The organism is Sphingobacterium siyangense (assembly GCF_023277505.1).
GTDB classification, from domain to species: Bacteria; Bacteroidota; Bacteroidia; order Sphingobacteriales; family Sphingobacteriaceae; genus Sphingobacterium; species Sphingobacterium siyangense.
Window position 1 is genome coordinate 3,146,169 of the sequence record NZ_CP080574.1, and the last position, 14,388, is coordinate 3,160,556.

General features: G+C 39.7%; 19 protein-coding genes and 1 tRNA gene. 6 read left to right on the forward strand and 14 right to left on the reverse strand.

The features are described from left to right. Nucleotides 1-379: 379 nt before the first annotated feature. Together K2F45_RS12770 and K2F45_RS12775 are read left to right on the forward strand one after the other, a co-directional pair. Nucleotides 380-1,144 carry a hypothetical protein gene (locus K2F45_RS12770; protein WP_075992535.1) on the forward strand — a complete coding sequence of 255 codons (765 nt, stop codon included), beginning with the start codon at nt 380-382 and terminating at the stop codon, nt 1,142-1,144. Nucleotides 1,145-1,275: 131 nt separating this feature from the next. Further along, complete coding sequence (locus K2F45_RS12775; protein WP_248933761.1) at nt 1,276-2,004, forward strand: CPBP family intramembrane glutamic endopeptidase; 729 nt, start codon at nt 1,276-1,278, stop codon at nt 2,002-2,004. 121 nt (nt 2,005-2,125) lie between these two features. Here the strand turns inward: K2F45_RS12775 and K2F45_RS12780 are convergent, their stop codons facing one another. The 9 genes from K2F45_RS12780 to K2F45_RS12820 all read right to left on the reverse strand — a co-directional run bounded on the left by K2F45_RS12780 (nt 2,126) and on the right by K2F45_RS12820 (nt 9,138). Then, nucleotides 2,126-2,542: a Cif family virulence factor gene (locus K2F45_RS12780; protein ID WP_248933762.1), complete on the reverse strand. Its 417-nt coding sequence runs from the start codon at nt 2,540-2,542 to the stop codon at nt 2,126-2,128. A 76-nt stretch (nt 2,543-2,618) separates the two neighbouring features. After that, nucleotides 2,619-3,191 carry a Crp/Fnr family transcriptional regulator gene (locus tag K2F45_RS12785; protein ID WP_075992538.1) on the reverse strand — a complete coding sequence of 191 codons (573 nt, stop codon included), beginning with the start codon at nt 3,189-3,191 and terminating at the stop codon, nt 2,619-2,621. A gap of 2 nt (nt 3,192-3,193) precedes the next feature. After that, nucleotides 3,194-4,735: a M20/M25/M40 family metallo-hydrolase gene (locus tag K2F45_RS12790; RefSeq protein ID WP_075994781.1), complete on the reverse strand. Its 1,542-nt coding sequence runs from the start codon at nt 4,733-4,735 to the stop codon at nt 3,194-3,196. A gap of 118 nt (nt 4,736-4,853) precedes the next feature. Continuing rightward, on the reverse strand, nt 4,854-5,954 hold the full coding sequence (locus K2F45_RS12795) for a DNA alkylation repair protein (protein WP_248933763.1): 1,101 nt from the start codon (nt 5,952-5,954) through the stop codon (nt 4,854-4,856). 84 nt (nt 5,955-6,038) lie between these two features. Beyond that, on the reverse strand, nt 6,039-6,449 hold the full coding sequence (locus tag K2F45_RS12800; protein WP_075992540.1) for a VOC family protein: 411 nt from the start codon (nt 6,447-6,449) through the stop codon (nt 6,039-6,041). A 96-nt stretch (nt 6,450-6,545) separates the two neighbouring features. Continuing rightward, on the reverse strand, nt 6,546-7,229 hold the full coding sequence (locus K2F45_RS12805; protein ID WP_075992541.1) for an ATP-dependent Clp protease proteolytic subunit: 684 nt from the start codon (nt 7,227-7,229) through the stop codon (nt 6,546-6,548). Between the two features lie 12 nt (nt 7,230-7,241). Then, the gene (locus K2F45_RS12810; protein ID WP_145329060.1) at nt 7,242-7,514 is read right to left on the reverse strand and encodes a hypothetical protein; all 273 of its coding nucleotides are present in this window, start codon (nt 7,512-7,514) and stop codon (nt 7,242-7,244) included. Then, on the reverse strand, nt 7,495-8,028 hold the full coding sequence (locus K2F45_RS12815; RefSeq protein WP_145329058.1) for an RNA polymerase sigma factor: 534 nt from the start codon (nt 8,026-8,028) through the stop codon (nt 7,495-7,497). The genes K2F45_RS12810 and K2F45_RS12815 overlap by 20 nt, the downstream gene beginning before the upstream one ends. 153 nt (nt 8,029-8,181) lie before the next feature. After that, complete coding sequence (locus tag K2F45_RS12820) at nt 8,182-9,138, reverse strand: bifunctional helix-turn-helix transcriptional regulator/GNAT family N-acetyltransferase (RefSeq protein ID WP_075992543.1); 957 nt, start codon at nt 9,136-9,138, stop codon at nt 8,182-8,184. A 174-nt stretch (nt 9,139-9,312) separates the two neighbouring features. On the opposite strand from K2F45_RS12820, the gene K2F45_RS12825 reads away from it, so the two are divergent. Both K2F45_RS12825 and K2F45_RS27450 read left to right on the forward strand, forming a co-directional pair. Continuing rightward, nucleotides 9,313-10,092 carry a class I SAM-dependent methyltransferase gene (locus K2F45_RS12825; protein ID WP_083663620.1) on the forward strand — a complete coding sequence of 260 codons (780 nt, stop codon included), beginning with the start codon at nt 9,313-9,315 and terminating at the stop codon, nt 10,090-10,092. Nucleotides 10,093-10,631: 539 nt separating this feature from the next. After that, nucleotides 10,632-10,793, forward strand: coding sequence for a transposase (locus K2F45_RS27450; protein WP_312460305.1), 162 nt, complete (start codon nt 10,632-10,634; stop codon nt 10,791-10,793). 96 nt (nt 10,794-10,889) lie between these two features. On the opposite strand, the gene K2F45_RS12835 is transcribed toward K2F45_RS27450, so the two are convergent. Continuing rightward, nucleotides 10,890-10,963 (reverse strand) — tRNA-His (locus tag K2F45_RS12835). 202 nt (nt 10,964-11,165) lie between these two features. Here K2F45_RS12835 and K2F45_RS12840 point away from each other — a divergent pair. Then, nucleotides 11,166-11,726 carry a DUF4230 domain-containing protein gene (locus K2F45_RS12840; RefSeq protein WP_075992545.1) on the forward strand — a complete coding sequence of 187 codons (561 nt, stop codon included), beginning with the start codon at nt 11,166-11,168 and terminating at the stop codon, nt 11,724-11,726. Between the two features lie 134 nt (nt 11,727-11,860). On the opposite strand, the gene K2F45_RS12845 is transcribed toward K2F45_RS12840, so the two are convergent. Continuing rightward, nucleotides 11,861-12,076 carry a hypothetical protein gene (locus K2F45_RS12845; RefSeq protein ID WP_145330575.1) on the reverse strand — a complete coding sequence of 72 codons (216 nt, stop codon included), beginning with the start codon at nt 12,074-12,076 and terminating at the stop codon, nt 11,861-11,863. 280 nt (nt 12,077-12,356) lie between these two features. On the opposite strand from K2F45_RS12845, the gene K2F45_RS12850 reads away from it, so the two are divergent. Next, nucleotides 12,357-12,560: a hypothetical protein gene (locus K2F45_RS12850; RefSeq protein ID WP_145330573.1), complete on the forward strand. Its 204-nt coding sequence runs from the start codon at nt 12,357-12,359 to the stop codon at nt 12,558-12,560. A gap of 63 nt (nt 12,561-12,623) precedes the next feature. On the opposite strand, the gene K2F45_RS12855 is transcribed toward K2F45_RS12850, so the two are convergent. The 3 genes from K2F45_RS12855 to K2F45_RS12865 form a co-directional block, all read right to left on the reverse strand. Next, on the reverse strand, nt 12,624-12,875 hold the full coding sequence (locus K2F45_RS12855; protein WP_248933764.1) for a Rho termination factor N-terminal domain-containing protein: 252 nt from the start codon (nt 12,873-12,875) through the stop codon (nt 12,624-12,626). A gap of 87 nt (nt 12,876-12,962) precedes the next feature. Beyond that, nucleotides 12,963-13,517 carry a type 1 glutamine amidotransferase domain-containing protein gene (locus tag K2F45_RS12860; protein ID WP_075992549.1) on the reverse strand — a complete coding sequence of 185 codons (555 nt, stop codon included), beginning with the start codon at nt 13,515-13,517 and terminating at the stop codon, nt 12,963-12,965. Nucleotides 13,518-13,652: 135 nt separating this feature from the next. After that, complete coding sequence (locus tag K2F45_RS12865; RefSeq protein WP_088161493.1) at nt 13,653-14,387, reverse strand: metallophosphoesterase family protein; 735 nt, start codon at nt 14,385-14,387, stop codon at nt 13,653-13,655. Nucleotide 14,388: the final 1 nt, after the last annotated feature.

Sequence of the window (14,388 nt, forward strand, 5' to 3'; positions counted from 1 at the left end):
AATACAATTAAATTAAACGAAAACTATACAATGCAATCGTTTGTGTGAATTGCTTTTGTAACAAAAGAGATACTTTAAGTAATGGTCATTATCCATTTAATGAATTGTCGTTAGGTAAACATTGCAATGCGCAATAGTTTAAATCGTCCCCAATGGTTGGTTTCAAAGAAATGGGCCGTAAAAGGAATTCGTGAAAACGGATAATTAGGTCGTTGAGTTGAAGTAAAGTAGCATAGGCCAAACTATGCTTGATTTATAAATTATATTTTTATAAATTCATTATGGAAGATTAACCATTTATTTTTCGCTTAAGCGAGAGCAATCATTATTGTTATGAACTTGCCGTAATAACATATTGAAATTTATAAAAATTAAGCCAATGTCCGAAAATAATTTTGCTGAACTTTATAAAACTTGGCCCACAGATCAGTTGCTGTCTGTGGTAGATAATCCCGATCACTATGAGCCTTCGGCCCTTGAAGCTGCCGAGATTGAATTAAAAAGTCGACAGTTGACCACCGAGGAGTTGACAGTGGCAAGATATGTGCTTAACCAGCGAGAAGCGGAAAAAGAGACTAATATTGATACGATAAAAGCCAAAGACCAATGGACTATTACCGGTAGATTTGATACGCCCAGGGTACAAGTGGTCAAAAGAAGTATCGTGCGGATCTCATTTTTTACAGGTATCCTCATTGTGTTTAAAGGCTATAATCTTTTTCCTGCACTGTTATATCCGATCAAATATTTCAAAGAGCTACCGGATAACTACACATTATTGTCCTTTTTCAATGTAATGGTTTTAATAGTAGGTTTCCTTTTGTTTTGGTTGTTGAAAAGAACTGGATGGATACTGCTCACACTCTTTTTTGCAAGTTCCTCATCCATGGTTGTTTCTACCTTGATGTACATGCTCTTTCAAAGCAGAAGGGAGGCCAAAATTTTAGTGGAGTTCAATCCAATTCTACAGCCATATCCTTTGGAGATGTATATCTTACCAATTTTGCTCTATGGTTTTTTGACCTGGATTTTGTGCACAAAAAAAATACGTGAATGTTATTTCATTAGTAAAACAGCGATGTTTTGGACACTTGCAGTTGGTATATTGTTGATTCCATGCCATTCTTTTTGGCTAATGCTTTAATGCCGATTAATTTTTACTTTTGAAGGCAAACCTGCTTTTATCGTTTTTTTGTAAGTTCGCGACTTCCAATTTTGTAGTCGTTATTTAACAAAGAACAGTTGCTGTAGGGACAATAGACTAATAAATAGTGTATGAAGATTATTGAAAGCATAAAAAAGCCGAACTGGTTGCATATCGCATTATTTTACGGATTGTTGATGTTGGGAACTTTTGCTATACGAAAGCTTCCTAATATTTTCCAGATGGCTATGAAAGATGTTTTTAGTTTTCCATTACCCTGGAATATGAATCACGGATTGATTATTCTGATTATCTCGGCATTTTTTTATGCTTTGTCAAAAGTCGTTTCCACCGTTACACTTTTTGGCCCTAATAAAACAAAGTCACTGTTGTTTCCATTCCTTTTATTCGCAGGATATGGTATTTATGGATTTAATAATAATTACGGTGTCGATGAGCACGTTTGGGCACTGTTGTTCTGCCTGTTTACATTGCTGTATGATATCATGGAGGAATTTACTTGGCGGGGCTATTTGAATGATAGTCTAGGTGAAATAAAATGGCCCATTAAAAGTGTGATAACGGGAATATTTTGGGCGATTTGGCATCTTTTAATTTTTGATAATTTTAGCCAATTTGGTGGTTTTGCCGGATTTGTGCTTTTGTGTATTGTCTTTTCATTTGTATTGACTTTCTCCACCGTAAGAACCAATTCAATTATAGCTCCAGCTACTTTACACGCACTGTTGGGGAAGACAAATTTAGTCACCCTGTTATTATTTATACTGTTTATTATTTTATTACTCTTTTGGAATAAGAAATTCAAGGGATCAACCAGCGATGCCGAACTCAAATCGTAGGAAATCGCTGGAGGACCATTGCTGCACTCAGCCGATCAATTTTGAGTATCTGACCATAAGGAACAGCGGGCACAAACCATAGCGATCTATAAACAAACTGCTGCTCCCTAGGTCATTTAGACTATTCGGCCAGTGTATCGGCATGTCGATGCATAAGCTTCCAGGTACCTTGCTCTTTTCTGAAGATTTCGGTGATTCTGAGATTGAAAATCACCACGGTATCTTGTCCTTTTATGTTGACGGACGAACGTTGTATACCCGTCCAATAGGCTAGCGTATCACTTGCATCTTGATGGATCACTTCAAATTTGTTTTGTGCACCCGGAAGGAAATTGGAAGCTCCTTTTTGGTTAAAATCATTGACCTGTAATACCCCAGAAATATATATTCCTTTGGGCGGAAAAATTGTGGCAGGCTCATTTGAGACAGAAATATCTTTTAGGGAATCAAAATGACCCTCCACAAAATCTGTTGAGGCTTTTAAACGGATAGTCATAAATTTTTCGAAATCCAAGAGTGCATTATTGGATGTTTTCATATCTTTTATCTTTGTTTAATTGATACAAAGTTCCCAAAATGAAATTATTCTAACCTGTGACAATCGTCACATAATGTCAGGTGTTTAATCTTCTCCGACGAATCCGGCTTAAGGTTTCTCGAGCTACTCCCAAAAAAGAAGCCAATTGAGAAAGTGGTACACGTTGTGAAATTTCTGGATATTTTTTTTCTAGATAACACAGACGTTCGGCAGCCGAATAGAGTTTAAATAGATTGGCAAACTCTTCCTGGCGTGAAGCAAACTGCCTGATACAAAACCGTCCCAACCGTTCTATTTCTATAACCTGTGCAGCAAGTTCAAATAGTGTCGACTTATCAAAAATAATGGTCCTTAAGTCCTCACAGGCAACGATGTTAAATTCGGATTTTTGCCCGCTGCCAAAACTTTGAATATTGGTAGCGATATCGTTTTCAAAGAAAAATCCTGTGTTTTTGACAGTTCCATCAATAACATAATAACTTCTACAATAGCCTTTGTCGATAAAAAAGAGCGAATTGCAAACTTTACCCTGTTCCAGCAGTAAATCATTTTTTTTGAAGTTACGCAATGTCAATGCTGGCTGCAGCAAGTGCCAGCTATCCGTCGAAAAGTCAACCAATGCGTGAATGTAATTGCGAAGATTGTCCATGGTTAAATGGTTTCATCGTCGTAGTGACGCATAATGTAATAAAAATAGTCTATCATCTTCAGGTAGTTTTCAATGCTGATGTATTCATTGGTACTATGCATACTCTGCTGTTCAGCGTGATTAATTTTAATGGGCATAAAGCGATAAATATGATCACTGAGATTTTGGTATTTGATAGCGTCGGTTCCGCCAACAGTCAGGTAAGGCGTAACAATAAGATCAGGGTATAGCCTGCGGATAGAAGCTTCCATCATCGTATAGGCTTTAACGTCTGTTGGTGAAACTTTGGATGCTTCTCGGGCATTGTCGACCTGTTCGATTTCAACATCAAACCCGCGTGTAGCCTGCTCGACATGATCCCGAACTTCCCGCAGGGTGTTTTCAGGCAGTAGCCTAAAATTGACAACAAATTCAACTTCAGGTGAAAGTACATTGGGGGCATCGCTGCCCTTCATCATCGTCAGTGCTGTAGTTGTTCGCACGAGGGCATTAGTCGAGTGGTTTTTCGTTAGTTGAGCCAGAAGTAAAGGTTCCATAAGCCAGCGATTAGCGATCGCAAAACGGGAGACAAAAGGCATGCTACCACCAACCTGTTGAAAGAAGTTTTGGATCATAGGGCTGATCTGTGCTTTCATCTGGTGATTTTCTAAGCGCTGCATAATGACTGCCGCTTTACCAATTGCACTCGTCGTTGGTGGCATCGAAGAGTGCCCACCAAGACCTTTGACCTTAATTTTCAGGGATAAAAATCCCTTCTCCGCGCAACCGATCAATGCTACATCGGAGCTGATTCCCTTGACCGAGCCCTTTTCCAGAATGAGTCCACCCTCGTCATAAACGGCTTCGAATTTAAGACCTTTTTCTTTGAAGTAGTCTGCTATTTTAGCTGCGCCGCGTACGCCACCAACTTCTTCATCAAAACCAAAAGCGAGGTAGATATCCCGCTTGGGCTGTACCTGTTCTCGAACCAACTGTTCCGTAGCTTCAAGTAAGGAGAAGAGCATGCCTTTCATATCTAAGCTTCCGCGGCCATAAATGCGGCCGTTGGCTACTGCCCCCGAAAAAGGTGCATAGTCCCATTCTTCGGCTATTTCACTAACCGGCGGTATTGCCTGGTCTCTAGGCTGAAATAGCGTTGAATCGTTATTTTTTATAGCAGCTGAACCGGGAGGAACCACATCCATATGAGAAAGAAAGAGTAGCGGAAGCAAGCTATTGTCGCTTCCCTTGAGTCGAATGACCAGCGCGTGGCCATTGACCGTATAGGTTTCCAGGGAGCGATAGATCAGTGGGAAATTGTGCCTGATGTAACTATTAAGTTCTTCAAAAGGAACATGATTAAATAATGTCGAGTCGCCAAAAGAGATTGTGGCTATTTTGATGCCGCCGGCAAATCGGGCAACAATGCTATCATTGACCGCTGGCTGCACAGGCGCTGCAGCAGATTTTTTGACACGCGTAAACGGGTAAGTCAGCGTTCTAATTAAAAGCCCAATGATAAATAGGATAAGTAAGACAAAAAGGATTAAGAGAATTTTCTTCATAACAGACCTCATATTAACATAAGAACTTACCTTATATACGCTGGGAAAAACCTGTCCAGCGTATATCCTGTTGTTTCTAGTAGAACACGAAAGCCCTTCGTTTGTTTCTTATTTCCCGTTAAATGTGCAATAGCTCAAATTCCTGTTGGACTGTTTCTTGCCCATTGACAATAATTGAAATTTTATGTTTCCCGGCATAGAATTTCCGGGTAGTAATCAATTTGAAAGATTGCTTTCGCTCGATACGGTTTATTTCAGTTCCCTGATAGATTCGTTCACTAATTTTAAATACCTTTCGAGATAGCTGACCATTTGACTTTTGATAATATAACCCATACTCCAAACGTAGTGATCGGGGGGCGCTGCTTCCATTCTTAATTTCAAAGGAAAAAATAAGGTGTTCACCTATTTTAACTGCCGGTGTATGGATACTGAGATTCCTAATATGAAAATCGCTACTATCCAGTCCATAAAAGCTTAGAATTGCTGGATGTCCTTGTTTGAGTAAGGTACGGCAGCCATGTTTGATGATGGCATCTGTATTTTTACTGATTCCATTCCACTGCTGGGCAATGGTCAGAACGAGATGGGGATGATCTTTGGCAATATCGTTGAGATTGTTGGCCACACTTCTTCTTACGCTCTCGGATGGGTCATTATGGAGGTTTTGGAGGATAGGCAGGATAGGGGAAGGGTCGTTTTTCAACGCTGGAATTGCCATCGCCCAGGGGAGTCGGGGCCTAGATCCTTCACTTGCAAGGCGTCGAACTTGAGGATGTGGGCTTTTGGACCATCTTTCCATTTCCGCGATCATACGAGATCCATAGTTGATAATAAATGGACGGACGGCAAATTCGCAGGTTATGAATCTCGTGACGATTTCAAATGACTGCACAGCTGTTTCAAAATCTCCGATACCGTAAGTTTCGATATAGTCCGGAAAAATAACATATTCAAGGCCTCCTCGATGCTTCGTTTCTAGGAGATGTTCCACCACTTGTGTTAGTAAGGCCGCTGCTTCGGGAAAGGATGCCGGCATAAATTCCTGTAAGGCCGCTGTGCTATGTTTTGTACGCTGTTTCCATTCCATTTCATGAAAACTGCCTGAAAAAACGCGTTTGATAAACTGTTCTCTGTTAAAACTGTTGTCAACGCGGTGGAACTGATCGGCAATAAACTGATAAAATTCCGGTGTATATATATCTTTAATTAGGGCCATGAGTTGAAGAAATAGCTGTTAAATATCGATTAAGGAAGACAAGATACTAATTTTTGGACTTTAGTATCTTGTCATGTGAGCGGATTAGTTCGTGGCTTCTACGCCAAATTTTTTGATCGCCTCAGGGCTCAGCGGAGTGAAAAAGTTAAGCATGTTACCATCGGGATCACAAAAAAGCAATGAGCGATTACCCCAAGGCATTGTTGTCGGTTCCTGAATGATTTTTGAAGCACTATTTTTGATCCGAATATATTCATGATCTACATTTCCCACTAAAAATTCAATAATAATAGGGGCCATGTTACCAAAGATAATGGGGCTGTCGCTAAACATTTGCATCGTGCGAGTACCTCCTATAGCTAGGGTAATCGAACTGGTGGAAAGCTCGGCAAAATCTGGTGTAAACCATTGTGCGGTGAGCCCCAGGATTTCTTCATAGAATCTGACGGACTGCTGAATGTCATTTGCAATCAGTCGAATGGATGTTAGTTTCATGCTGATATAAATTTATTGATGACAAAGTTAAAAGGGCCATTGACAATAGTCTGTCAATAGCCCGATTGAAACTGTCCATAAATTTACTTATCCTTGCTAGATTAGTACGTCGTCAATAATTCCAAATTCTTTTGCTTCTGCAGCAACCATCCAGTGATCTCGGTCGCTGACATCATGTACGCGTTGATAGCTCTGTCCACTGTGTTTGGCAATAATATCGTACAGCTCTTTCTTAATTTTCAGCACTTGATTGGCTGTAATTTCGATGTCCGAAGCCTGTCCTTGAACACCGCCAAGTGGCTGATGGAGCATCACCCGTGCGTGTTCCAGTGCGCTACGTTTGCCGGAAGCACCGCCGCAGAGTAATATCGCACCAAAGGAGAGCGCCATACCTGTGCAGATCGTTGCAACATCCGGACTGATCAATTGCATTGTATCATAAATACCTAATCCGGCATACACTTCACCTCCGGGAGAGTTGATATACAGTTGTATATCTTTTTTGGGGTCAACAGATTGAAGGAATAGCAGCTGGGCTTGTACAATATTGGCGATGTTGGATTCTACAGGAGCACCCATAAAAATAATACGGTCAATCATCAATCTGGAAAATACGTCCATTTGTGATACACGCAATTCGCGTTCTTCGGTGATATATGGCGTCATGGCCAACGGAATGCGTGACTGCTCGATGCCTGAAATATAATGATCCACTAGATCTTTTTGGACATAACAATGCCCTACCGCAAATTTGCGGAACTCATTTTTGTCAATCGTCATGATGTTAGGAATTTAGGATTTGCTAAATAGCTTTATTATTTTTTTTCTAAAAGAGACATGTTCAGGATGTGTAAATAATGCCTGCGTTATGGCTTCAATTTCCATTTTCACTTGTTTGCGCCCGAATTGCCGAATAGCTGCATAAGCTTTTTGTTGCGCAATAACCTTGTGTGCCAACTCTTCGTCCAACACCAATTTCGCTTCAAAAAGCAGTGCATCTTCCGGCTTCGCTATTCCAAAGATATACGCTTCTATCTGTTGGATTTCATTCCATGAAGTCATCATAAACCAGGGATTTTTGTTTAACGGATTCTCTAACTTTCTCCAGGCATTTAAATTTCTGTACAGTGGCGCTCCTTGCTCCCGAATAGCCATATTCATCTGCAATTTCCTGCAGTGACATTTGATCATAATAGAAGCTTTTCAAGAGTTCTAAACATTTACGCCCAGCAGTCTCCAAAAAACGAAACAGCCTTGTGCTAGAAGGAGACTCTTCGGTTATCAAAGCAATATCCACTTGATCTAGGGGAAGGTTTGGACTGGATTGACCATACCGTTTTAACCATAGATTTTTGGCTGTTCCAACCAAATAGCCAATATCGTTGTTTAGTGGTGCTGCTGTTAAAAGAATCTTTTCATAATACACCAGCAAAGCGTCCTGAAATACATCTTTGGCTTCATCCAAATTACCACCCATGCGACTGATATACTTAGCCACGATGGGAAATGTACTTTTATACAAGTTCATAAAGAGCACCTGTCGGTCTATTGTTCGATTTGAATTGATCAATTGTTGCATAGCAATAGCATTTATAGACATGTACCAATTTAGTGAAAAGTATCACCTTTTATTTGAAAAATTAGTTAAACAAAAATGCTTCCCTTTTTTGGGGAAGCATTCATTCGCTTATCAGAGTTAGCTTATTCCAGTTTATGTTTCTACTGCTCAAGGTTATTTTTTTAAATCCAGTTCCATCTGGATATTACATCGCTGATAAGGACTTGGATAGCCGCTAATCTTTTGGAACCCCAACTTGTAATAGAGATTGATTGCAGGTTTCAAAATGGTGTTGCTCTCGAGAAACAGTTTTGATGCCCCTAAGGTTTTTGCTTCTTCAATAATTGCTCTTCCCAAAAGATAGCCTATACTTTTGCCCTGCACTGTTGGGGATACCGCCATTTTTGCCAATTCATAGTCAAAATCGGGATGATTCATTTTAATAAGTGAGCATACACCTACAGGTTCATCGTTATAAAGAGCAACCATAATTTTACCCCCTTTTGCCAAAATATATTCCTCGGGATTGTCAAGTGCTTTATGGTCAGTTTCTTCCATTTCAAAATAGGTGGAAATCCATTCCTCATTTAAAGACTTAAATGCCAGGCGGTATGTTGGATCATATGGAACAATGTTGACATCCTTACTTTCACGCATTTTCTTTTGTTCCTGGACGCGTTTCAGCAAGGATTTTTGTTCAAGTAGAAATTCCCATTCAGCTAAAGCTTCCCATAGATTGTGCGTGGCTTCCTGGATAACCCCATCTATGGCCCGATCGATATCGATGCATTGAATTTTCATTCTTTCCCAAAGCATTTTTCCTTTATCGGTCAATCCAACCATATTTCGCCGTTTATCCACAGAGCGAAGGTTATCCTCTACAAGACCCGCATTGATCATTTCTTTAACGATTTTAGTGACTGATGGCTGGGAGTGGCCAATCTCTGTTGCTATATCGGTAATTGTTTTTGAATCACCCTCAGACAAGATAAAGAAAACGGGAAACCACTTGGGCGCAAAATCAATCTGATAAAGCTCATGTAATCGGGCGGCCTCTTCTGTGATGTTGGAAGCCATATAGCGCAATCTGCTGCCTAATGCTATTTTTCCTGTTTTTTCAAATAGTTCCATCGTATTATAAGTAATTATATAATCAGTTATGTAAATGTAGGAAAATAATTTAAATGTTGTAAAATTTAAATTTTAAAATTCTGCTGAAACAAAAATATATCGTTGCTTTTTTCGTTATATTTCAATAAATTCAAAGCATAAAAAACCAGAACCCCTTAAAATAGACCGAAGGACATGAACGAGTTAGAAACTTATTTCCGAAATAATGATGCGAAGCTAATCAATAAATGGATGCATTATTTCGATGTATACGACAGACATTTTAGTCGTTTCAAAGGCAAAGAGATCGTGGTGTTGGAAGTTGGGGTTTTTCAGGGCGGAAGTCTTCAGATGTGGAAGAACTATTTTGGTGATCGTGCGAAAATTTACGGTATCGACATCAATCCGCACTGTAAGGAACTCGAAGAAGAGAATGTAGAGATATTTATTGGTTCACAGTCGGACCGGAAGTTCCTGCGGCAGGTAAAGCAATCCATTCCGCCGATCGATATATTGATCGATGATGGTGGTCATACGATGATACAACAGATTGTGACATTTGAGGAGCTTTTTGATCATGTGAAAGATAATGGCGTATACCTTTGTGAAGATTTACATACATCTTATCAGGTATTTTATGGTGGTGGCCATAAAAGGAACGGTACTTTTATTGAATACAGTAAAAATTTTATTGATTACATCAATGCTTACCATTCCGAGCAACGTGGATTGAAGGTCAATGGATTTACGCGTTCTGTAAGTTCCCTGCATTACTATGACAGCATCTTGGTCGTGGAGAAGCATCGAAGGGATGAAGCACCGATACATATGAAGACAGGGGCAGCGACAGTGAAAGATTTCAATGCGGCTCCCACAGGATTCGATGGATTAAAATGGAAGATTAAGAAACCTGCTTTGACCATGATCAACAAGTTTCTCCGTTTCTTCCGTATTGGTGGGTTTATGTGGCGTTAATAGTCTGTGGAGATAGCATCTTTTCATTCATGTGTATTATGTTGTTATCTGAAAAAGACGCTTAAAACGTATTTCTTTCCTAAAAAATTATAAAATAGTTGAATTTGTATACTGAAGGAATGATTATGGTAACATTTCGTAAGCTTCAATAGATTACATTTGTAATGTAACACAAATTACATCTACTAAAAATATACTTACCTCGCTCCGGTTTCCAAGAATCCGTCAAGTTCCACCGGAGTGGGTAAGTTTCTTTACGCTATAATATATGTTCATTTATTCCTTGAGCACTGCAATATTTAATTTGATTTGTAGCTTCTTGTTCAAGCATCCAAACCGATGGTCCGAAAACCAGAAATACCGAGCTGAATTGTTGTTCATGTGGTTTCCCAAGCTAAAGCTCGTTTATGACCTTGGAATTGCCGTAGGTGACATATTCAATAAATGCCAGGACAAAAAGATAGCATTGACCAAACTAGGACTGGCACAATCAGGTTGAAAATGCGGGCATCGCTTCATTTGAGAGCGCAGCAAGATCCATTGCAGCGCATCATCAATATATTCTACACTACTTCGACAATAGAAGCACCAATGCTTCAGCAGAATCTTTCAATGCAAAGCTCAAAGCGTTCAGGAGTCTCTTTCGCGGCGTAAGGGACACCACATTTTTCCTATATAGAGTAATGAAATTGTATGCTTAAAAACTTCCCTTCCCCCCAAACTTTCGGTATGATCCATAGATCTTAACAAGGACTTACAAGAAAACAAAAAAGGCAGATCATTTGATCTGCCTTTTGGGTAAGTAATCGGGCTCGAACCGACGACCCCTAGAACCACAATCTAGTGCTCTAACCAACTGAGCTATACCTACCGTGATTTTGATGTCACAAAAGTAGTATTATAGCTTATATGTTCCAAATGTTTTTTAAACTTTTTGACTAAACAATTGTCTATCAAAAGGTATAATTTTCAAGCATGCCCGTTTAGCGACCTTGGAGAATAATATCTAGGTAATATTTTCAGGTTAAATGCCTAAAAAAGCAGCTTGGTCTTTAATTTGTATACTATAGTTTATGGGAAAATTTTTAAAATTTTTAATTATCGTAGCCATTTTGGCAGTGGGCGCTTGGTTCGTGTATAAAAAATATAACAGCGGACCGGCAGTGGAAAGCAAACATCAGTTGTTGGTGGATCGCATTGAAGCAATGGGAAAACTGGAATTAGTCAAATACCGCTATAGCGATGTTGTGGAGCATAAAAACGTGAATACGTTTTTGCCGGATGCAAGCGTATTGTTAATCGTCAAAGCAGATGCTGTAGGCTGTGTGAACCTTACAAAACTTAATCCGGAAGATATCAAGGTTGTAGGGGATTCGGTTTCCATCAAATTGCCGGCTCCAGAAATCTGCTACATTAAGATCGATCATGAAGCATCCAAAGTCTATGATACCAAAATGGCGTTCTTGCGCGAAGCAGAGCTTGTGGATGAAGCTTACAAAGCGGCGGAAAAAGCTGTTGCTGATGATGTTAAGAAGTCAGATATTCTGCAGCAAACCAAGGCCAACGCAACAACCGTGTTTAAACCGCTCTTACAGGGATTGGGGTTTTCGAAAATCAATCTGACTTTCGAATAAATTCAAAAAAAAGCTAGGCAATGTTAACATTGTCTAGCTCTCTACAATAAATCTAATCTCCAGCCATCTCACGACGGGAGGATTTCATAATTATGCTATTACCACGCAAGAACAATAGCCAGTTTATATTTGTTTTACTTTTTTGTCGATGTATCGGGCTGTGGTGTTGGCGGGATTTCTCCACGGGATTCTGCAGATGTGGTATCGCGATATTGTATCGTCGTGGTATCGTTGGGAACGGAGTCCCGCATCAGTTCCTTTGATTTTTGATCATCAGTTTTAACGCCATTACATCCATAGGCTGCTAAGCATATTAGACCGAAGGAAATTAATTTTGTTGGGTTTTTCATATTATTTATTGTTTAATGATGGCATGCCGCTGCATACACTCAGCGGAAGAACAAAGGTCAAATCAAAATAGTTTCGGATTTTTAAATTAGCTATTATGATATAAAAAGAAAACATATCTTATATTCTTAGTTTTTAGGTAAATTACATTGTAAAAACTTTTTGCAATTGAGTACTGTTCCTATGATCGAGAAAACCAATACAAAAAACACCGCTGGCCTTGTCCGATTTGGTTTTCACCATATGCTTATACATTGATTAAACAACAAAAAATAGATGAATATGGCTACAAAAAATGAAAACCGCGTTGTCGGGACCGAAATGGAAAAAAAGAAAAAGGTCAAGCTAGGAGTGAACGGGGAGTCACTTCGGGATGTAAACGATAAGGATCAAGGAGATGCCGAGGCTGGTGTAGACCCGCAGGTGGATCAGCTCAATGACATGCCCAATGACCCTGCTGATAGGCCCAAGGAAAGGAAGAAATAAAAAAGACCCGCATTTGCTGCGGGTCTTTTTTATAGTGGCCGAACCTATACGTTAAAAACGTTTCTATTTTTTGCCGTGTTTGTCAATGGCTTTAATAAGTTCATCTTTTGTCATATCATGACGACCCGTGATATCCATTTTCTTTGCCATTTCCAAGAGCTCAGCTTTGGTTTTTTCTGAACTTCCCTTTTGTGAACTCTTAGACGCAGAAGCGCTTTTAGCAGTTGCTGGAGCTGATTTTTTTTCTTTGTTGCTGCTGTTGCCCTGCGATTGTCCTTTAACAGTCGTATGGCTTGAACTTTTTGTCGTATTCATAATGTTCTGTTTTATTTGTTACTTATATGCTGAACATGTTACAGACACAAAAGGTTGGTCGTTTTAATACGTTATTAGACGGTACTATTACGCTTTGTTCTTTTTTTCCATAGCAAATGCTTTGATAATGGCTTTATTAAAAGCGGGTAAATCGTCGGGCGTGCGGCTCGTAATAAGTTTATCGTCAACGACGACTTTACTGTCTTCCCATAATGCGCCTGCATTAATCAGGTCCATTTGAATGGCCTCGACAGACGTTATTTTTCTATCACGTACCAAATCCGCATTAATAAGTAATTGTGGGCCGTGACAAATTGCCGCGATCGGTTTATCACGTTCCCAAAAAGCATTAATCAAAGCAATAGCCGTTTTATTGGTTCTCAATTTATCGGGGCTTATGACTCCGCCGGGCAGCAGCAATCCATCGTACTTATCCTCTTCTGCCTCCTGAAGAGCAACATCGACAGGATAATCATTTGACCACTCATCACCATTTTTTGCGCGAACTTTTCCTTTAGCCGGTGATATAATGTCTGTTTTGGCGCCTGCATTTTCCAGCGCTTCTTTGGGACTGGTCAATTCGATTTCTTCAAATCCATCTGCTACCAATATGGCAATCCGCTTATTTTTTAAATTTTCCATAGCTAAAGTTTGTTTGTATTATATGTTTTTTGTTCTTAAAGAGAACGGATCTAAACCTACGAAGGTTTGATATAAATTACTTTCGAGATGGGTTTTGACAATTACCATAATGAGAAGTTAAAGTTGATTTTGAATTTAGATATCGATAAGTGCAAAGCATGTATCGTCGCCATGATGAGCTTTCAGTACAGGTACTGCCACATTATAAATCGGTATTCCGGCGGGGGATAGGGCTTTGAATTTCCCCGCATGCGCATGCCCATGAAAGGCAGCAGTAACTTTACGCCGCTGGAGCGGCTCCATTAAATGTGTTGAGCCTAAGAATGGATAAATCTGTTCGGGTTCACCCAATACTGTTTCCGCTATAGGTGCATAATGGAGTAAAGCGACTTTTTTTATAGCTGCATGCTCTTGCTCTAACCTTGCCAAGGCACGGTCCAGTAGCAATGATTCGTTTACAGCTTCCTGCACAAAACTTTTCATGGCATCTTCGCCGAACATCGACAACATATAACGGTCAAACCCACCACCAAATCCTTTTACGCCGGCAAAACCAATATTTTCGATTACGATTGCTTCGCCGTCCAAAACCGTAATTTTACTGTCGGTCAAAATTTGTCGAATCTGTTTCTGCCGGCCTTTTTCATAATCGTGATTTCCTAATACGGCGAGGACCGGAACTTTGATGGATTGAAGTTCGGCAACGAGTAATTCAGCTTCTTCTTCATCCCCCGTGTCGGTTAAATCACCACATAATAGCAGGACTTTTGCTTTTTCTGAAATTTCTTCAAATTTTGTTTTCCATTTTCCATGCTGGTTTGCATTCATATGTATATCGCCCAAAGCGGCTATTGTTGTCTTTTTATTCATC

What these genes read in the sequence shown, in the direction of transcription:
- K2F45_RS12855 (WP_248933764.1), bottom strand. Translation starts at nt 12,875, where the DNA reads ATGAATACGACAAAAAGTTCAAGCCATACGACTGTTAAAGGACAATCG.
- K2F45_RS12860 (WP_075992549.1), bottom strand. Translation starts at nt 13,517, where the DNA reads ATGGAAAATTTAAAAAATAAGCGGATTGCCATATTGGTAGCAGATGGA.
- K2F45_RS12840 (WP_075992545.1), top strand. Translation starts at nt 11,166, where the DNA reads ATGGGAAAATTTTTAAAATTTTTAATTATCGTAGCCATTTTGGCAGTG.
- K2F45_RS12785 (WP_075992538.1), bottom strand. Translation starts at nt 3,191, where the DNA reads ATGGACAATCTTCGCAATTACATTCACGCATTGGTTGACTTTTCGACG.
- K2F45_RS12825 (WP_083663620.1), top strand. Translation starts at nt 9,313, where the DNA reads ATGAACGAGTTAGAAACTTATTTCCGAAATAATGATGCGAAGCTAATC.
- K2F45_RS12845 (WP_145330575.1), bottom strand. Translation starts at nt 12,076, where the DNA reads ATGAAAAACCCAACAAAATTAATTTCCTTCGGTCTAATATGCTTAGCA.
- K2F45_RS12810 (WP_145329060.1), bottom strand. Translation starts at nt 7,514, where the DNA reads ATGATGACTTCATGGAATGAAATCCAACAGATAGAAGCGTATATCTTT.
- K2F45_RS12820 (WP_075992543.1), bottom strand. Translation starts at nt 9,138, where the DNA reads ATGGAACTATTTGAAAAAACAGGAAAAATAGCATTAGGCAGCAGATTG.
- K2F45_RS12815 (WP_145329058.1), bottom strand. Translation starts at nt 8,028, where the DNA reads ATGCAACAATTGATCAATTCAAATCGAACAATAGACCGACAGGTGCTC.
- K2F45_RS12775 (WP_248933761.1), top strand. Translation starts at nt 1,276, where the DNA reads ATGAAGATTATTGAAAGCATAAAAAAGCCGAACTGGTTGCATATCGCA.
- K2F45_RS12805 (WP_075992541.1), bottom strand. Translation starts at nt 7,229, where the DNA reads ATGACGATTGACAAAAATGAGTTCCGCAAATTTGCGGTAGGGCATTGT.
- K2F45_RS12795 (WP_248933763.1), bottom strand. Translation starts at nt 5,954, where the DNA reads ATGGCCCTAATTAAAGATATATATACACCGGAATTTTATCAGTTTATT.
- K2F45_RS12850 (WP_145330573.1), top strand. Translation starts at nt 12,357, where the DNA reads ATGGCTACAAAAAATGAAAACCGCGTTGTCGGGACCGAAATGGAAAAA.
- K2F45_RS12770 (WP_075992535.1), top strand. Translation starts at nt 380, where the DNA reads ATGTCCGAAAATAATTTTGCTGAACTTTATAAAACTTGGCCCACAGAT.
- K2F45_RS12780 (WP_248933762.1), bottom strand. Translation starts at nt 2,542, where the DNA reads ATGAAAACATCCAATAATGCACTCTTGGATTTCGAAAAATTTATGACT.
- K2F45_RS12800 (WP_075992540.1), bottom strand. Translation starts at nt 6,449, where the DNA reads ATGAAACTAACATCCATTCGACTGATTGCAAATGACATTCAGCAGTCC.
- K2F45_RS12790 (WP_075994781.1), bottom strand. Translation starts at nt 4,735, where the DNA reads ATGAAGAAAATTCTCTTAATCCTTTTTGTCTTACTTATCCTATTTATC.
- K2F45_RS12865 (WP_088161493.1), bottom strand. Translation starts at nt 14,387, where the DNA reads ATGAATAAAAAGACAACAATAGCCGCTTTGGGCGATATACATATGAAT.